The organism is Opacimonas viscosa (assembly GCF_024199005.1).
Taxonomy (GTDB): Bacteria; Pseudomonadota; Gammaproteobacteria; order Enterobacterales; family Alteromonadaceae; genus Opacimonas; species Opacimonas viscosa.
On sequence record NZ_JANATA010000006.1, the window covers coordinates 78663 to 96744 of the forward strand.

At 42.8% G+C, this 18082-nt stretch carries 11 protein-coding genes; 5 read left to right on the top strand and 6 right to left on the bottom strand.

Annotated elements, in window-relative coordinates:
• Positions 1-7 precede the first annotated feature (7 nt).
• The 3 genes from NLF92_RS05120 to alr form a co-directional block, all read right to left on the bottom strand.
• Positions 8-1555 (bottom strand): CYTH domain-containing protein, encoded by a 1548-nt coding sequence (locus tag NLF92_RS05120; protein WP_254099522.1) that lies wholly within the window; start codon positions 1553-1555, stop codon positions 8-10.
• Between the two features lie 33 nt (positions 1556-1588).
• Positions 1589-5395, bottom strand: a complete 3807-nt coding sequence (gene putA, locus NLF92_RS05125) for a bifunctional proline dehydrogenase/L-glutamate gamma-semialdehyde dehydrogenase PutA (RefSeq protein WP_254099524.1) — start codon at positions 5393-5395, stop codon at positions 1589-1591.
• 190 nt (positions 5396-5585) lie between these two features.
• Positions 5586-6698: an alanine racemase gene (gene alr / locus NLF92_RS05130; protein ID WP_254099526.1), complete on the bottom strand. Its 1113-nt coding sequence runs from the start codon at positions 6696-6698 to the stop codon at positions 5586-5588.
• 116 nt (positions 6699-6814) lie between these two features.
• Here alr and murQ point away from each other — a divergent pair, with 116 nt between their 5' ends.
• Positions 6815-7741 carry an N-acetylmuramic acid 6-phosphate etherase gene (gene murQ / locus NLF92_RS05135; protein ID WP_254099528.1) on the top strand — a complete coding sequence of 309 codons (927 nt, stop codon included), beginning with the start codon at positions 6815-6817 and terminating at the stop codon, positions 7739-7741.
• A gap of 101 nt (positions 7742-7842) precedes the next feature.
• Here murQ and NLF92_RS05140 read toward each other — a convergent pair whose 3' ends face one another.
• Positions 7843-9450, bottom strand: coding sequence for an RNA polymerase sigma factor (locus tag NLF92_RS05140; protein ID WP_254099529.1), 1608 nt, complete (start codon positions 9448-9450; stop codon positions 7843-7845).
• Positions 9451-9672: 222 nt separating this feature from the next.
• Between NLF92_RS05140 and NLF92_RS05145 the strand changes: the two genes are divergently transcribed.
• Positions 9673-10266 carry an outer membrane beta-barrel protein gene (locus NLF92_RS05145; protein WP_254099530.1) on the top strand — a complete coding sequence of 198 codons (594 nt, stop codon included), beginning with the start codon at positions 9673-9675 and terminating at the stop codon, positions 10264-10266.
• Positions 10267-10374: 108 nt separating this feature from the next.
• Positions 10375-11766, top strand: coding sequence for an exo-beta-N-acetylmuramidase NamZ family protein (locus tag NLF92_RS05150; protein WP_254099531.1), 1392 nt, complete (start codon positions 10375-10377; stop codon positions 11764-11766).
• 299 nt (positions 11767-12065) lie between these two features.
• Here the strand turns inward: NLF92_RS05150 and NLF92_RS05155 are convergent, their stop codons facing one another.
• Positions 12066-13958, bottom strand: a complete 1893-nt coding sequence (locus tag NLF92_RS05155) for a glycoside hydrolase family 3 N-terminal domain-containing protein (RefSeq protein WP_254099532.1) — start codon at positions 13956-13958, stop codon at positions 12066-12068.
• A 230-nt stretch (positions 13959-14188) separates the two neighbouring features.
• Between NLF92_RS05155 and NLF92_RS05160 the strand changes: the two genes are divergently transcribed.
• Together NLF92_RS05160 and ggt are read left to right on the top strand one after the other, a co-directional pair.
• Positions 14189-15562, top strand: a complete 1374-nt coding sequence (locus NLF92_RS05160; protein WP_254099533.1) for a Na+/H+ antiporter NhaC family protein — start codon at positions 14189-14191, stop codon at positions 15560-15562.
• Positions 15563-15664: 102 nt separating this feature from the next.
• Positions 15665-17347: a gamma-glutamyltransferase gene (ggt, locus tag NLF92_RS05165; RefSeq protein WP_432420210.1), complete on the top strand. Its 1683-nt coding sequence runs from the start codon at positions 15665-15667 to the stop codon at positions 17345-17347.
• A 217-nt stretch (positions 17348-17564) separates the two neighbouring features.
• Here ggt and NLF92_RS05170 read toward each other — a convergent pair whose 3' ends face one another.
• Complete coding sequence (locus NLF92_RS05170; protein ID WP_254099535.1) at positions 17565-17984, bottom strand: VOC family protein; 420 nt, start codon at positions 17982-17984, stop codon at positions 17565-17567.
• Positions 17985-18082: the final 98 nt, after the last annotated feature.

An 18082-nucleotide genomic window follows, 5' to 3' on the forward strand; every position in this document is an offset into this window, starting at 1 on the left:
CTACGCCTTACCAATAGGTATCGGCACCCAGAGCCACTTTACGAGTCATCTCCATGACATGGAGCAGCGCCGCGATCTTATCCTGCGTCCACTTTTGTAAATCATGTTTATCGTCAAGATCTGTTTGTGCTAACACCTCTTCTAGCAAGACTAATGCATTAAGCTCTTCTAATCCTAATGCCAGATCGATCCATGGGGCACGGAAGCCTTCGCGGTCTTCATCAAACAAGCCTGCCAACATATAACCATTGCGTAAAACCTGACGTAACACTGGTTCTGCTGATAAGTATTGCGTCACCGATAAACGTTTACCTGGTAACGCCTGTAAAACGGTTTGCCAGCCTTGAGAAAGCCACCCGTGAGCATGTTCTAAGACCCTAGCGTCATAGGCTTTAGCTACCCCTTGCCAAGGTTTTGTAAACATTAATGCTGCGGTTTTTAGCTGTATTTGTGTGGACTCAGTCGAAAAAATAAGTTCTGTCGGAGCCTGCATATTCAGCATGCCTTCTTTACGACCTTGCAAATACCCCATCAAGGCCTGTTCTCGCGTCAAACGTTTATTAAATGGTCCTTTACGAGAACGCAAATAGCGAATGGCTTGGATCTCATTTTGCCAATCCCATTTTTGCGCAAAACTGATAAGTGCTTTATGTAATTGTAATAATTCTGCACACTGCAATACCGGTAAATACAAAGAAAATGCCTGTAACAACAAGCGTATAGCTCTAACCATTTCTGTCAGCGCAGCCAATTTAAACGTTTCCATGTACACTGATTGATGATATTGCCAATGGGCTAAAGCGGATTGGGTAGCGGCTAAGAATGCTTCTTCTGTAGAGCTGTGACGCTGTAATGGTAGAATATAAGGTAATGGTTTGGTTTTTATATTTTTACCGTTGGCCAGAGCATAACCAAATGCCGCTTTGGTCAAATCATTAACTCGCACGTCACAGTGCTCTGCAAGCTCAAGAGCAAGTGCAAATAAAGCTGCAGGATGGCCTTTTTTCAATTCCAATTCAATTTCATTGATCGGCCGTTGTTCTTTATCTGTCGCTACATCGCCAATATCAAAAACGACTTCAAACACATTGCCTTGTTGGTCATCTAAAACATACGTAGTACGATGAAAATGCGTAGTGAATAGCGCCTTTAAACTATCTTGGATGTCTGACAAAACGAAATCACTAGGCCAAATATCATCTGGGAATAAACGAATATCAACATTCGCTGTGGCGATATCTACATTGTATTCTGGGCGTTGATGTAGGCCCCCTATCACCTGACCTTTTTGCTTTAAGGTCTGCTCGTGCTGGTCATTGGAAGAACGTACACGCAAGCCCATTTTATGCAGACGTAAAAGCTGTTCAGGAGTATCAAAATATTGATTTTTGAGGGTTGCTTGGCGCAATTCATAATTGCCCTCAAAGCGTGGCAAAATGAATTGTTGAAAAGCCGTAATTGGGTTGTGTTGTGCGATGAGTTTTAACTCAACTTCCCAAGTGTCTAATTCACTTGGGGTGAGAGAAGCATCCATCGGTGGAGTGTTGTGTGGCAAAGTTGCCTCCGTGAAACCGCACTGGGATGACGATTAATCGTCATCCACCAACATCATTAGTGACGTGTTGCCTCCTGATGCTGTTGTATCAATGCTAATAGTTTTTTCAGTTACTAGTCTTTGGATAAGATTATCATTATATTCAGCGGTTATCACGGGTAAAATCGCACCCTCTCGCTTTGCCAGCATCGCGGTGATGTAAGCGCTTCTGTCAGTATGACTGTCAACAACCACACCGGCTAACTTTTCATCCATCAACAAAGCATTAACGTGATGTAACCTTGCAACTTGTAATACATTCCCATCGGTACCGGTTGTTATCAGTTTCGCCTTAAACTCTAACGCTTCGGCATAAAAGACATCAGAAACAACCGAGATAACAATGTTACCCGTGGCTAATGCAGTGACCAGCGACAAAGCCCAATATTCAAAGCTGACATCTTTATCACCAAAGCACAACAACACGCCGCGTGGTTCGTATTGCAAACTATTTTGCTCACCGGTTGGCCCAGGTAAAACGATCGGCTTACTTAAACGTTTTTCAATTTGTATCAACTGATCCCGGCATACTGCAAGGGTCTGATTCAAATCATCGGCAAACTGATTCACGCTATCGACCGTGGCGATTTTAGCCAGTAATTGACGTACTATAGAAATCCGATCGTTCAAACTGGTTAACCGCCAGCTTTGTTCTACTGATGTTGCTCCTGCCATCATGCTCTGGGCTTCTGTGATGGCGTTTCCGGTGGAATTAAGTGCCTTATCAGGCTCTACCAACGAAACGTTTTGCGTCGGTTTAGGGGTCGCTTTTTCTTTCAGTAAACGCGGTAAATAATTAGGTCCACCGGCTTTTGGTCCTGTCCCAGATAAACCTCTGCCCCCGAAGGGCTGTACGCCTACTACTGCACCAATCATGTTGCGGTTAATATAAATATTACCGGCGCGTGATAACTCAGCTAACTCAGCCGCACGCGCTTCGATGCGCGTATGGATCCCCATCGTCAAACCAAAACCCGTCGCATTGACTTGGTCAATGACGTTATAAATGTCTTTGCCTGAAAAACGGATCACATGAACACACGGACCAAACACTTCTTTTTTGAGCACAGATATATCATCAATTTCATATAAACGCGGTGCAAAAAAGTAGCCGTTTAATGCGTCAGGTAAGGGTAATTCATAATGGCAAGTCGCTTGACCCCCTGCGATTTTTTGTTGCATGTATTGCGCATGTTCTGTGAGTGCTTGCAATGCTTTTGCATCAATCACTGGGCCGACGTCCGTAGCTAAATCAGCTGGATCGCCAATGTGTAATTCTGCCATTGCACCTTTGATCATGGTGATGACCTGATCCGCAATCTCTTCTTGAACAAACAATACTCGTAGGGCAGAACAGCGCTGCCCAGCGCTTTGCATGCCAGATGTAATGACATCATCAACGACTTGTTCAGGTAACGCTGTAGAGTCTACGATCATACAGTTTTGTCCGCCTGTCTCAGCAATCAGTGGTACTTGTTCAGTCCCACGTTGTGCGAGCATCTGGGAAATTAACGTCCCGGTTTGGGTAGAACCTGTAAACATAACCGCTTGAATGCGCTCATCAGGTAACAAAACATCACCAACATCTTTACCAGGTGCAATGATCAACTCACAAGCATCTTCTGGTAAACCGACCGAGCGCATCAAATCAAGAGCAAATAAAGCCATTAAGCTGGTTTGTTCAGCCGGCTTAGCAACTACGGTATTCCCCGTCACTAAAGCTGCGACCACCTGACCCAAGAAAATCGCTAATGGGAAGTTCCAAGGACTGATACACAAAACAACGCCTCGCGCAGTCAATCTATCATCTTGAGTGATTTGTTCAGCTTGGTCCGCATAATAACGGCAGAAATCGACTGCTTCACGAATTTCATCAATCGCATCTTGAGTGATTTTGCCTGCTTCTTTTATACATAGTCCAATCAACTCTTCCGTGTGACGCTCTAATGAATCCGCTATTCGACGTAAACAATCAGCACGTTCTTGTACCGATGTTTTTGACCAGGTAGTAAATCCTTGTGCAACTTTGTCTAGGCTGTGCAACATTTCGTCTGGCGAAGCGTAATCAACACCACCGACTAACTCGCCTAGCTTTGCAGGGTTATAAACGGGTTGACTAAAACTAGCTACAGTAAGCTTTTCTATGCGTTGTTGAAACCAGCGTTGCAAACCTATAGATAACTGAGACGTTTTATTGCGATCACTTAAATCGAATCCGGCCGAGTTATCTCGCGACTCTCCGAAAATACCTTTCGGCAACGGAATATGGGTATTTTCTTTGTGAATTAAGCGCTGTGTTCTTTCAACAGGATCAGTTAATAATGACTCTACAGGTAAGTTAGGGTTTACTATGGCATTTACAAACGAGGAGTTAGCCCCATTTTCTAACAAGCGACGTACTAGATATGCTAATAAGTCTTCATGCTCACCAACAGGCGCATAAACACGGCATTGAATTTTTTCGTTACTGACTACCTGATCATACAAAGAGTCCCCCATGCCATGTAGGCACTGGAATTCAAAGTTATCATGCGCACCTTCTGCTAACTCAATAATAATCGATGCAGTGTAGGCATTGTGCGTCGCAAATTGTGGGAAAATCGTATCCCGGTAAGCAAGTAGCTTATTGGCACAGGCATGATAAGAAACATCGGTAGATGACTTACGAGTGAAAACCGGATAGTCCTCTAAACCCATTTGTTGAGAATGTTTTATTTCACTATCCCAGTAAGCGCCTTTTACCAGACGGACCATCAACTTACGGCCGACTTTTAGTGTTAAATCATGGAGCCAATCAATCACGTGAATTGCACGTTTTTGATATGCTTGTACAGCTAAGCCAAAACCAGACCAATCACCTAAATCAGGATCACTAAAAACAGCCTCAATGATATCTAAAGACAAATCTAAACGTTCTGACTCTTCAGCATCGACGGTTAAGCCTATGTCATATTCTTTAGCTAATAAGCACAACGCTTTCAACTTTGGCGGAATTTCTGCTAGTACTCTTGCGGTATGAGTAAACTCGTAGCGTGGGTGGATTGCTGATAACTTGACCGAAATCCCAGGACTTTTAATGGGACCTTTACCTTGCGCGGCCCGGCCAATGACATGAATTGCTGCAGCATAAGAGTCATAGTAACGCTGAGCATCTGCTGTTGTGCGAGCCCCTTCTCCGAGCATATCGTAAGAGTATACGTAACCCTTAGCTTCTTTATCTTGAGCGCGCTTCACCGCAGCTTCAATCGTTTCACCCATGACAAATTGTTTGCCCATCACCTTCATGGCAATGTTCATCGAACGACGAATAACAGGCTCACCCAAACGACCTAATGTTTTCTTTAATACACCAAACTGTGCTTGTTTTTTCTCGTCGCTGTATTCAACCATATTACCGGTGACCAACAAGCCCCATGCAGATGCATTGACAAACAGGGAATCAGAATTTCCTAAGTGAGGCGTCCATTCGCCTTGGGATAACTTATCTCGAATCAAAATATCTTGAGTGTGTTTATCTGGTACCCGCAATAACGCTTCTGCTAGGCACATCAACACAATGCCTTCTGCGGTAGATAATGAAAACTCATTCAATAAGGCATCAATGCCACCGTGTCCCTCTTGTTCTTTGCGGATCTGCAACACCATGGTCCGAGCTCGTTCCCAAGCACGACTCCTTGCCGTCATATTAATTTCAGCTTGAGGCAGAATGTGATTTACTGCTTCTACTTCATTGATCCGGTAAAAATCTCGGATGTTTTTTCTCAATGGACAAGTAGGTAACGCAGGCTGAGTCGTAAGCATAATAAATCCCGATAAAAGAAACGCTAACACAATATTTAATAAATTTGTCTTTGGGCTAGGTGTATAAACCCGCCTCGTGACTTTCGGTAATTTAACCTTAAATTTACATGGATGCTAGTCAGCGAAATAAGATTTATTTTGGGAGATTCGGATAAAAAAAACTAATTCGAGGATAATGTAAATTGATACGCTAGGTAGAGCTATAAAACCGAGGAACTCTTAAAGATAAGCGAGTTAGCAACTCATAATTGATTGTCTCAAGGGCTTGAGCAACTTGCTCTACACGTTGCTGAGTACCCCAAACTTCTAGCATATCACCGACTGTTACTTCTTCAGTAATAGCGGACACATCAACGGTTATCATATCCATGGAAATCCTTCCTACTACCGGTAAGGCAATGTCTGCGAACATTACGTACATGCGATTTGCAGCAAAACGAGGGATCCCATCTGCGTAACCGATTGCGACAGTAGCGATCGCGGTTGTGGTGGGAGCTTGCCAAATTTGTCCATACCCCACACCTTCTCCCGCGGCAATCGTTCTGATTGCTAGTACTTGCGCTTTGACTGTCATCACTGGGGTAAGTGCTGCAGTGTATACAGGGTGGAGTAAGGAATCGGGGGTGCCCCCATAAAGTGATATTCCCAAGCGTACAAAAGACTCTGACGGTAAATCGATGTCAGCAAATATTTGTTCAATCAATAAACCCGGGGAGTTGCTGTAGCTTGTGCGCATAGCAGTAAGTACTTGCACCCGAGCAAAAGATATTAACTGTTGGCGAGTAAAGTCTGGGTCATTATCCGCTTTGGCAAAATGGGTCGCTAAAACACAATGGTCAGAAAGATTGCTTTGCAGATCTGCATTTTGTCTGTGCCAAAAATCCAAAAACTCATCTTCACTTAGCCCTAAACGATGCATCCCAGTATCTAATTTAAACCAAATTTGATTTGGGGTAGCAATATCCTCTGGTTCGAGCCAGGCTAGGTGTTGCGGAGTATGTAGCATTAACCAGCAGTTGTTCGCTCGTGCAACAGCAATTTCAGAGCGGTCCATCGGTCCCTCTAGTAATAAAATTGGCTCTTTTATGCCATTTTCACGAAGGGTCAACGCTTCATCTAAGAAAGCGACGGCAAAAACGGTTGCTTTGTTTTGCAACGCTCTAGCCACTTCCACCATACCATGGCCATAAGCATCTGCTTTAATGACAGCAATGACATCAGCCGCACCAGCATGGGTTTTAGCTAATGCATAATTTGCACGTAGAGCGTCTAAGTCAATCAAAGCATGGGTTTTTCTAGCCATGGGGGGGAGCGTATCCTTGTTTGTGTTGCTAACTCGTCAAAGCATGCGCATTTATACCATATTTTTATAAATTCGTTTATGCTTTCAACACAACCAGCCGCATTAAGAACCAAATTATGAGCGCAAATAATCTGACAGCAGTCGATTTACACAGTATTTTATCCGAGTCACGCAACCGTGACACCATGGACATTGACCAAATAGCAACGCTAGATATATTGCGTAAAATCAATGCCGCCGACCACGTTGTACCTCAGGCAATCGCACAGGTGTTACCAGACATCGAAAAAGTTGTCGAAGTGATTGTTCAACAACTACAACAAGGTGGCCGTTTAATCTATATCGGAGCAGGAACGTCCGGGCGCTTAGGCGTGTTAGATGCGGTGGAGTGCCGCCCTACATTTAGTGTATCGGATAATTTAGTCCAAGGCGTTATAGCAGGTGGTGAACCGGCACTAATTTCTGCGGTCGAAGGCGCTGAAGATGATCCTGAGTTAGCACTGAACGACCTAACAAGTTTGCAGTTGAGCCACAAAGATGTTTTGATTGGCATAGCCGCATCAGGTCGAACGCCTTACGTAACAGGCGCAATCAAATACGCACAGAGTTTGGGCTGCCCTGCTTTTGCCCTATCTTGTAACCCCAAAGGTAGTATTAATCAACTTGCAGATCATGCGATTGCTATCGCTGTAGGTCCCGAAGTATTAACTGGCTCGACGAGAATGAAAGCAGGCACTGCACAGAAACTGGTGTTAAATATGATCAGTACCACGGTGATGATCAAACTAGGTAAAACCTACGAAAACTTAATGGTCGATGTGCATGCCAGTAATAAAAAACTGGTGGCCCGTGCAGAGAGAATTGTTATGGATGCCACGGCATGTTCGAACGCTGAGGCAAAGCAAGCACTTACTCGTGCTGAACAATCAGCTAAGTTAGCTATTTTACTCATTAAAACTGAGTTAACTGTGCCTGAGGCAAAAGCTTTATTGGCACAGCATCATGGATTTTTAAGGGCAGCTTTGGAAGCGGTAGGGCTATAAAACGAGTCAGCGAATAATGGTGCTCCATTGCTCAAGAAAGTGACTGCTACAAAGTCAGAACACGCTTTATACGCCCCAAATAATAGATTGCGTTACAAACTCTATACCTTCATGCGCTTTTTCACATTCACAAAGTGCAGGTAAGCTGGAACAATCACTAAAACAGCTAAGACGAGTAGCAACCACTGGTAAGTTTGCTCAAAGACGGTGAGGTCAGATATTTGATAAGCAAGGTCATTATTGACTTCTTTAGCAGAGGCTATCGCTCCCACAGCGGCTTCTTTGGCTGTTGCAAACCCCGCACTAAATGCACTTTCCCACCCTAAAGAGGATAACGATGAATACGCTTTAAATCCAATCGCAGAAGAGCCAAAAGCAACCACACCAATAGCGACAGCACCTAAACTCAATAAACCAAAACCTACTGCTCCCACCGTAAAAATACCGAAAGAAAATACGCCGACACTGATTGGAGCTACAGCCAACATACCCCACGCAAAAATCAATCCATAAGCTTTTGCACCACCGGCAATCCAGGCGACAGCTGGTGCATCGCCTGATTCGGGTGTACCAAATTGAAAATGGATAAGTGGGTAGCCGAGTAAGGTCAATTTACTCTTATATTCTTTATTTTTAGCGTCTGGTTGGTCAATTTCTCGGGTAAACGCTTCTGGTTGAAAAATTCGTTCATGGGCACGTAATGCACGTGTTTGTTCTAATGCGGCTTTTGTTAAACAGATATAACTAATGATTAATAGAATCACGATAGTATGCGCTAAAAAGGTATACAACGTTTCAGCTCCAGGAGAAGTGAGAGCAAGGTGCTTTAAACCAAACATACTGAGAATCCAAACCACGGTAAAACCGATAAATAAGCTAAATACTTTAATCGTCAGGCGACGTTCATTCTCTGTTCGGCTTTGATAAAGGCTTGCACGCAAACCAAAACCCGAGCTAATTAACCCCGATAACGCAGCCAATAAACTCACAAACACACTAAATTTAAAAAACGAAGCTATTTTTGCTGCGCTTGTGGTAACTGAAGCTGCCATCACAGGTTTACTAATATCACCCAAGACACTCACCACTGCGACGGTAAAAGCTGTGCCTGGAGCACTTTTTTCCAAGGTTGTTTCGACAAAACTCAGCATGGTTTCTTTGAGCTGTTTACGTCCTCTAGATAGGCGCTGCTTAGCTGCATCAATACTCAAATCGAGTTCTTCAGCTACTCGTTCTACTGAGTGTTGTTGGCGGTAAAATAAAATCAAAGGCTCTCGATAGGCTAAATCGACAGAGCTTAATGTCTCCCATAATAAAGTACGTTCTTGAACGTTTATTGCATTTATTTCCTCACTGGGGAACGCTGAATCACTCAGTTCTTGATGTGCAATATCTTCCGCATTTAGCGTAGGTTGACGTTTTGCTTTGCGTACATGATGGCTGATTTTAAAGCGTAAGATCCCGCATAACCATGCTTTTAATTTTACTGGTTCTTTCAATGTATCTAGCTTTTGCCACGCCTCAATAAAGACCTCTTGGGCCAAATCCTCACTTTGTTTAATATCACCTAGCGCGGCATAAGCAATAGAACAAAGCAGATTTTGGTAACGCGTTACAATTTCACAAAACGCAGCGCGATCATTGCCAAGAGATAGCATTACTAATGACACATCATCGGATATTTTTAATGGTTGAGATACATTGAGCATATTTTTTCTTTCTAAAAAAGGTCTGGTACCTATTAAGTACCCTCGCCCACAAAAACGTGACAAAAAAAATTATTTTTTCTAAATAAACCTTTAGTGCGGCTTTTGCGTCTTACATTTTAACTATTTGTTCGGTCTCTTTATGTCACCTTTTCATTATTTGAAGCACTTATAGTTAACATAACTATTTTCTCGTTTATCCACCATAACTACAAGGAAACCCGATTGAAACTTTTATTTACCCGATTAGCCTTACCGCTCACTATTTTATGCTGTGTTTCTGCGCATACTGAAGCTGCGCCTTCTTATGATTTTGCACAACTTACCTATCAAAATACAGAATATTCTGATATTCCTGGATTTTCTTTGCGCGGTTTTGCTGCGCGCTTAAGTACAACAATCACACCTAATATGTTTGTTGAGGCTAATTACAGTAATAGCCAAGATCAGCATGACGGTATCACGTTCAAAAACCCAAAATGGAAAATATCTTTGGGTTATATCCAACGACTCAGTGCACAAACTGCTTTGGATTATCAAGTCGGCTTAGGTAACCTAGAAATTGATTTACGTAATCAGTTTATTCGCCAAAAAGAAGATGCCAATATCATCTCCTATGAAGTTAATATTCGACATATGCTTAAAAAAGAATGGGAAATATATGGTGGACTAGAGTTGCAAAATTGGGATATTGGTTCCAATCAAAAAGCGTATCATCTTGGCGCCTTATATGATGCGCCAATTATTAAAGTGGGTATGGAATACACCAAGTATTCTGACTCTGAGATAATCGGCCTTGCCTTGCGATATGATTTTTAAAACATGTAAGAGAAGATAATTTTAACAGAATATTTTCGCATTTAAGTCCGTTGCCCAGTACACTCTATCTCAGTTAAGAAAATGATGTAACCAATAGCGGACTTTTCAATGTGCTATAAAACTAATGGATCCTTTATATTTTTAACGAAGTCTATATTCGTTTTTTTAACTTGTTTATTAGTTATTGGCTGTCAACATACCAAAGTAACTCACGCAAACAGCGATGCTCCAAATATCATCGCTCACTCATCAACTCGCAATACTTCTCCTACTCCCGTTGCTTTACTTGTTAAAACCCCAATAACAGACAATACAGATGCTCTCAATACACCCTTTGTAGAAACTCATATAGGAGCAGCGCAACTTCCCAAATACTTACCTTTACTCAAAAACAAAAGAGTCGGTCTCATCGTCAATCAAACTTCAGTGCTCCCGCCCAACCATGCAGGCGTTCGTTTGCACTTGGTCGATGCTTTGCTAGAAAAAGGTATCCATGTTCAAAAAGTGTTTGCGCCGGAACATGGTTTTAGAGGCAACAAAGGTGCGGGTGAAAAAATCACGGATAATATAGATACCGCAACAGGTCTACCTATCTTGTCGCTGTATGGGAAAACCAAAAAACCGCCCCCAAAAATGCTAGAAGATATTGATATATTGGTGTTTGATATTCAAGATGTTGGCGTGCGTTTCTATACCTACATATCGACCATGCATTATGCTATGGAAGCGGCAGCCGAAAATAATATTCCCTTTATGGTTCTTGATCGCCCTAATCCTAATGGTCGCTTTATTGCAGGTCCTGTCTTAGAAAGAGAAGTGCAATCATTTGTTGGTATGCATCCCATCCCAGTACAACACGGTCTAACGGTTGGTGAGTTAGCACTTATGATCAAAGGCGAGCAATGGATAGCGCAGGCAGAAGCGCTTCAGTTAAAGGTCATTCCTATGCAGCAATATCACAAAGATATGGCCTATTCTCTGCCAGTTGCACCCAGCCCCAATCTACCTAATGATAATGCGATTCGCATGTATGCCTCTCTGTGTTTGTTAGAGCCGACAACGGTGAGTATTGGTCGAGGAACCGACTATCCATTTCAAATGTTAGGGCATCCAGGGCTTTCTGATTACCTCCCTGAACTCGCTAAACAAGATAAATTAGACAATATTACTCCTATTTCTTTGCCTGAATCTGCGCCCTCCCCCAAATGGCAAGATATCGACATTCCAGCACTCACATTGACGCAAACTAAGATGGGCAACACATTGGAAGGTTTTAACCTCACTTGGGTTTATCAGATTTATCACGCGATGACGGCACAAGAAAAGGCGTTTATCACCTCTGAAAGCTTTTTTGACAAACTAGCTGGCACTAAACGTCTTCGAGAACAGCTTGAAGCAGGCGTTCCTTTGGCAGAGATAGAGCAGAGCTGGGAAGCCGATTTGCAAACTTATAAAAAAATAATAAATCCTTATTTGTTATACCCGGCAGCATCTGATTAACCTCTTAACCAAGTGCTTTACATAGCTAAACTTTTTAAAACTGACATAAAGAGGCTAATTTTAAAGTCCCTTTGCTGTAAAACACGACTTTTAACCAGTTTTAAATCTAATGTGTTTTAGTATCTTTACTATGTATCATTTGCTAAATAAGAGACTTGTTTAGAACAAAACCTTGCTTTACATTTTACTGAAAAGCAAAGCAGGTCTATACTTACTAAAAATATACAGGAATAAATGCTATGAAAGTCAGCACAAAGTTTGCCAGGCGTTATGAACCCTGAATCCAACTTATGAATGAGCTATGGATATTGTACCGGTAGTTCACCATACACTTTTTTACCAAGCAAGAGATGTTCAGCAAATACGGATAATGTCGGACTAAATAAACTCTCGGGCGTTACGCGATAGTCATAAAGTGCAAACACTGCAACAACATTTTCATTTTCTGCTCGCTGCATGACGGCATATGGTGCTCGCAATCCCAACAAAATTAACTTATCTCGTACTGATTGGTCTTTAATGACTCGGTCCAATAAAGCATGTTGTTCGGCAATCGTCGTTCTTGCCTGTCCCGCTTGGCGCAGAGCTTGCCAGTCTTCCATCCCCCCCATTTCGACCACAGATTGCGCTGGGGATAATTCGCCCCAAAGTACAGCATCATATGTATTTAGCTGTAATTTATCTGGCGACCACGCTTGTCGTATTGCCGTTGTTAGACAGGTTAACTTGACGTCTTCTCTCACCTTGAGTAAAGCGTTAAGTAATCCTTGGCAACGCAATTCATCCGGCATAACCAAAAGCAGTTTAGGCGCCTTTATCGTTTTCAATTTTTTATGTAACTGAGTCGCTATCGGTTTAATCGTGGTTATGCTGTGTTGGGCAAGATTAAAAGCAGTAGTGACAGCAGTATTTTTGTCATAGGTCATTTGCGAACGCATGTTGAGATGCTGGTGTAATCGATGCTTAGCCTCTTTAATTCGAGTAAACGATGTTCTGATATGCACCTTGTCAGCCGGAGTTAAGGCTTCTTCAATCTGATCTAAAAATGTCTTAAATTCAGCGACATCAGACGGTGTTCTTATTGTGTAAGGCATCAATGCAATATCACTTCCGGCGCGCCATGTTTCAAGAACTGCAATATCAGCACTAAAAAACTGTGTAATACCAGCCATATCGAGAGCATCAGTCACAACTAACCCTGTAAAACCAAGATCTTCACGCAGTACTTCTGTCAAAATAGTTTTCGACAATGTCGCCGGACGTACCACTTGTTTGAGGCCACTCTTAGCATTGACTGTGAGGGTGGAATTATCCAAAGCTGGATATTGAATATGCGCAGTCATCACCATAGGTAAGAGCGGTAGAGGATAAGTTAGGGCATGCATTTGGTTTTGACTATGACCATTATTTGGGTTCTGGTTCTGGTTTTTGTTTTGACTATGACTTTCAGCAATAATATGCACAAACGGGTATATATCGGTTTGCATAATAAGATTTTTATTATGCGTTACGACAGGTAAACCCGCATGACTATCAACATGCGTATCACCGTGCCCAGGGAAATGTTTTAGTGCTGGAACCACTCCCGTAGCAAGTAAACCCTGCGTCATAGCCAAACCTAACTCTGCGACGTGCTGTGGATTATCCCCAAACGAACGAACATTGATAACCGGATTATCTGGGTTACTGTTCACGTCTATCGTAGGCGCAAAATTCAAATTAACCCCAACTTCACGCAGTGCGTTACCTGTATGTATCGCAACCTGTCTCGCCAAAGTCAGACGCTGGCCTTCAGGCACAGCCCCCATAGCCATAGCACCACCAAAAGCGGGTAAGTACTCACTAGGTAAACGTGCAACTCGCCCCCCTTCCTGGTCGGTTGCGATAAATAAAAGTTCTGGTTGAGTACTTTGCAAAGACGTCGTTAACGTTTTGAGTTGCTGTTCATTCTGAATATTTTCAGCGAATAAAATCACTCCCCCGATATGCTGCTCAGCTAACAATTTGGCTAGCTCGTCTGGTAGCCCTGTCACTGGGGTACGACATTTTTCAGCAGATGTTCCATCTGTACAAAAATAACGAAGATCTAACATCAACTTTTGCCCTAGCATGTAACGCATACTCGGTGCCTGTTCAGCTAGTACCAAACTGTTCCACAACAATACTGTAATCAAAATGAGGATCTGACGCATGCAAGGTTCTCTTGGGAAGACGCAACGAATGTGCTATAAAACTAACACTTCACGCAGTGAATGAAAAGATACGCCGATACGCCTAGCCAGATTTATGCACACGGTACTAACACCATTTGCATTGCACTATGCTTGGTAAAGATGTGCCATCTAACATTAGACGATTCCCTGATTTTGCTGGCCGTGATAAACTGCAATTGCGCTGAAAAATTATAATAAGAGAAGCTCCTATGGATTGGCTATCAATCATCCCCCCATTATTAGCACTTGTGATTGTCTTTTGGAAAAAAGAAGTCATTAGCGCCTTATTTATCGCTTTGCTAAGTTCAGAGTTCCTGCTTATTCTCAAGAGCAACACAAGTCATTTGTTGACTACACCTATCGCTGCGATTGAGCGGATTGTCGGAGTTGCTGGCAGTGGTTCAAACACACGCATTCTAATTTTCTCTCTGCTAGTGGGAGCTTTGTTAGCCTTGATCAGAGATTCTGGTGGCGTCGCAGCTACGGTGAATATGTTGTTGCAAAAAGGCGTTGCTAAAAATAAACGACAAGTTGGTGCGGTCACTATGTTCACTGGTACTGCAGTATTTATCGAATCCAATTTAAGCATCCTTACCTCAGGCATATTAGCCCGAGGACTCTTTGACAAATTTAATATGTCACGGGCCAGATTGGCCTATATTATTGATAGCACTTGCGCACCAGTGTGTATTTTAATCTTACTCAATGGCTGGGGGGCGTATGTTTTAGGGTTAATTAGCGCTTACGAATTAACTGAATCTCCTGTTAGTGTGTTATGGGGTAGTGCCTTATTAAACTTCTATGCCATTTTCACTCTGCTTATTGTTGCTTATACGATTTTCACCGATAAATTACATGGACCTATGAAACACGAAGAGGCCATTCGAGAGACTATTAGTTCAGAATTGAAAACTGTTACAGCAACCAAAGCTCGATTTATGCTCGTGCCGTTAGCCACCATGATTATCTCGATGTTTGGCTTTATGTGGTGGACTGGCGATGGTGTATTGACCCAAGGCAGTGGCAGTAAATCTGTATTATATGCCACTTTACTGGCGTGTTTTGTAGTGTATGTTTTGTTGGTGAAACACCGTCAAATGAGTCATCAAACTACCATTTCTAACGCTTTTAAAGGGATGGGAGAATTGTTACCGTTAGTGACTATTGTCTTGTTATCTATTGCTCTCGGTGCCAGTCTAAAACTCCTCGGAACAGGTGTTTTTGTAGCTAATTTGGTGGGTGCTTTTTTACCCATTTTCTTGATTGTGCCTATGTTATTTATTGCCGGTGGCATCATGTCTTTTACCACGGGGACCAGTTGGGGAACGTTTGCCATATTAATCCCGATTGGCATACCACTCGCTCAAACATTGGGTATTCCACCTAGTCTAGTCTTGGCCGCTATTTTAGGTGGTGGTGTATTTGGTGATCATTGTTCACCAATTTCTGATACCACAGCCGTTGCATCATTAGCTGCCGGTTGTGATCTTTTAACGCATGTTAAAACCCAGTTACCTTATGCCTTAGTAGCTGGTGGTTTGAGTGTCGTCGCTTTCACAGTTGCCGGTCTTGCCATGACCTAATAATCAGAGATTGAGGAAACACACTTCTTTGTGATAACGCTCTTCCTCCTATAAAGTCTTTGGTGTAATCTTAGTAGGTATATAATTTTTGGAGTTCCTCTCTTGCGTGCATTAATCATTTCTTTGCTGTGTGTTTTTTCATTCTCCAGTGTTGCCCAAGGCCATCGTGCCATTGCCGCACCTGATACGTTTAGCTCTGATGTGGGTATGGCCGTATTACAAAAAGGTGGGAACGCGATTGATGCGGCCATCGCAGTACAATTTGCCCTTGCGGTCACCCTGCCTGAAGCTGGCAATATTGGCGGTGGTGGTTTTATGGTCATTCATACCGACCGCGGCAATGACTTCATCGACTATCGCGAAACTGCACCCGCAGCCGCTTCCCGTGATATGTATTTAGACAAAGATGGTAATGTTGAACGTTTAAAAAGTTTATTTGGTATCTACGCTTCTGGTACCCCAGGTACCGTTGCTGGCATGTGGGAAGCACATAAAAAATACGGCACCCTGCCGTGGGCTGAATTAGTGCAACCTGCGATAGATCTCGCGGAAAATGGTTTTATCGTGCCGGAAAAACTAGGCAAAAAAATCAGCAGTTATATCGAGCGCATGAGCAAGCGCGACGTAGATATTAACTTTGTCGATTATTTTGGACACGCTAAATCAGGTGAACTGTTCAAACAACCCGAATTAGCAGAAACGTTGAAGCGCATTCGTGACAATGGTACGGACGGATTTTACAAAGGAAAAACGGCGCAAATTATCGCTGATTTTATGACCCAAAAAGGCGGTTTACTCACCGCGAAGGATTTAGCTGACTACACGGCAAAACTCAGAGAACCGGTCACAACACAATGGCGCAACTACACACTAGTCAGCGCTGCGCCTCCAAGTTCAGGTGGAGTAGCAATCTCTCAATGGTTAAATATGTACGACTTATTAGCTCCTCGCACCAAAGCAGCTGATGGCTCATTGACCCCAATGCATCCGCACAACTCGACTGAGTATGTGCATTTATTAGCGGAGATCGGCAAACGTGTCTTTGCTGATCGCTCTGAATACCTAGGTGACCCAGATTTTTATAAGGTGCCAGTCGCAGCGCTAACTAACCCTGAATATATTGCAAAACGTGCCAGTGGTGTAAAACGTAAAAGTATTTCAACGACTGAAAAAATTCGTCCTGGCTTGACCGAAAGCGAGCAAACCACACATTTTTCTATTCTTGATCAATACGGGAACGCTGTCTCTAATACAACAACCATTAACTTAAGTTTTGGTTCAGGTGTCGTTGTCGAAGGTGCCGGCTTCTTATTAAATAATGAAATGGATGACTTCAGTGTAAAAGCAGGTGTCCCTAACTTCTTTGGTGCTGTAGGCGGAGTCGCCAACGAAATCCAGCCTTTCAAACGTATGCTTTCCTCCATGAGCCCAACCATTGTATTAGAAGATGGAGACGTTAGATTAGTGACTGGAGCGCCGGGTGGGACGACCATCATAACCTCGGTTTACCAGTCTATTTTAAACACACTTGAGTTTAATATGTCCGCACAAGATGCCGTCGATGCGCCCCGCTTTCATCACCAGTTATTGCCCAAAGATGAAATCCGTCATCACAAAGGATTGCAGCAAAGTGTTATTGATGAGCTCAATGATATGGGTTACAAGGTAAAAGAGCGTAGGTTTGGTGACTTGCATTTAATCCATGTAAAAGAGGAAGGTGTTGAGGCGGCTTCGGAAAGTCATGGTAGAGGTAAAGCACAAGTATCTGCTGTGGCTCCTAAATAAATGCCTTAAAATTTAAGATGAGTAAATGGGTAAAGTAATTTTACCCATTATTATAACTCGATATTGAACGGGTTTACTCTCCCCCTTTTCTAACCCCTTTCTTAATAACTCACAATGTATTTCAGTGCAGTCCACTACAAAATAGTGAACTGAAAGAGTCGTCCCACCCTCGGTAAACTGAACTATGAAATAAATTAACTCTTTCTAATGCAACATCTTAGTCGGTTGCAAATAACTGTCCAATATCTGCAAATGCTTTAAATTCCAATGCATTGCCAAAAGGATCTAACAAAAAGAGCGTATGTTGCTCTCCCGCCTGTCCTGCAAAGCGTGTATAGGGCGCTAAAATAAACTCAACATTTGCGGCTTGTAACTTAGCACTCAACACCTGCCAATCCGTTACACTGAGTACCACACCAAAATGTGGCACCGGTACAGCATGATTATCTACACTATTGTATTTCGGCGCACTTGGCATAGCCTCGACTTTGTGTGTTACCAGCTGATGACCAAAGAAGTTCCAATCTATCCATTGGGCATCTGTTCTACCTGTCGTACAACCCAATAAATCGCCATAAAATGCTTGGGCTTTGGCCAGGCAAGTAACAGGAATTGCTAAATGAAAAGGCGCTAACATCGTTTATCCAACCTCAAATCTGTTATTTTATTCTGATGAACCTAAATTTTTTGCAAAAAAAAGCAGTGTCTTCACCATAATGGTTAATGACACTGCTG

What these genes read in the sequence shown, in the direction of transcription:
- putA (WP_254099524.1), bottom strand. Translation starts at nt 5,395, where the DNA reads ATGCTTACGACTCAGCCTGCGTTACCTACTTGTCCATTGAGAAAAAAC.
- alr (WP_254099526.1), bottom strand. Translation starts at nt 6,698, where the DNA reads ATGGCTAGAAAAACCCATGCTTTGATTGACTTAGACGCTCTACGTGCA.
- murQ (WP_254099528.1), top strand. Translation starts at nt 6,815, where the DNA reads ATGAGCGCAAATAATCTGACAGCAGTCGATTTACACAGTATTTTATCC.
- NLF92_RS05140 (WP_254099529.1), bottom strand. Translation starts at nt 9,450, where the DNA reads ATGCTCAATGTATCTCAACCATTAAAAATATCCGATGATGTGTCATTA.
- NLF92_RS05150 (WP_254099531.1), top strand. Translation starts at nt 10,375, where the DNA reads ATGTGCTATAAAACTAATGGATCCTTTATATTTTTAACGAAGTCTATA.
- NLF92_RS05155 (WP_254099532.1), bottom strand. Translation starts at nt 13,958, where the DNA reads ATGCGTCAGATCCTCATTTTGATTACAGTATTGTTGTGGAACAGTTTG.
- NLF92_RS05160 (WP_254099533.1), top strand. Translation starts at nt 14,189, where the DNA reads ATGGATTGGCTATCAATCATCCCCCCATTATTAGCACTTGTGATTGTC.
- NLF92_RS05170 (WP_254099535.1), bottom strand. Translation starts at nt 17,984, where the DNA reads ATGTTAGCGCCTTTTCATTTAGCAATTCCTGTTACTTGCCTGGCCAAA.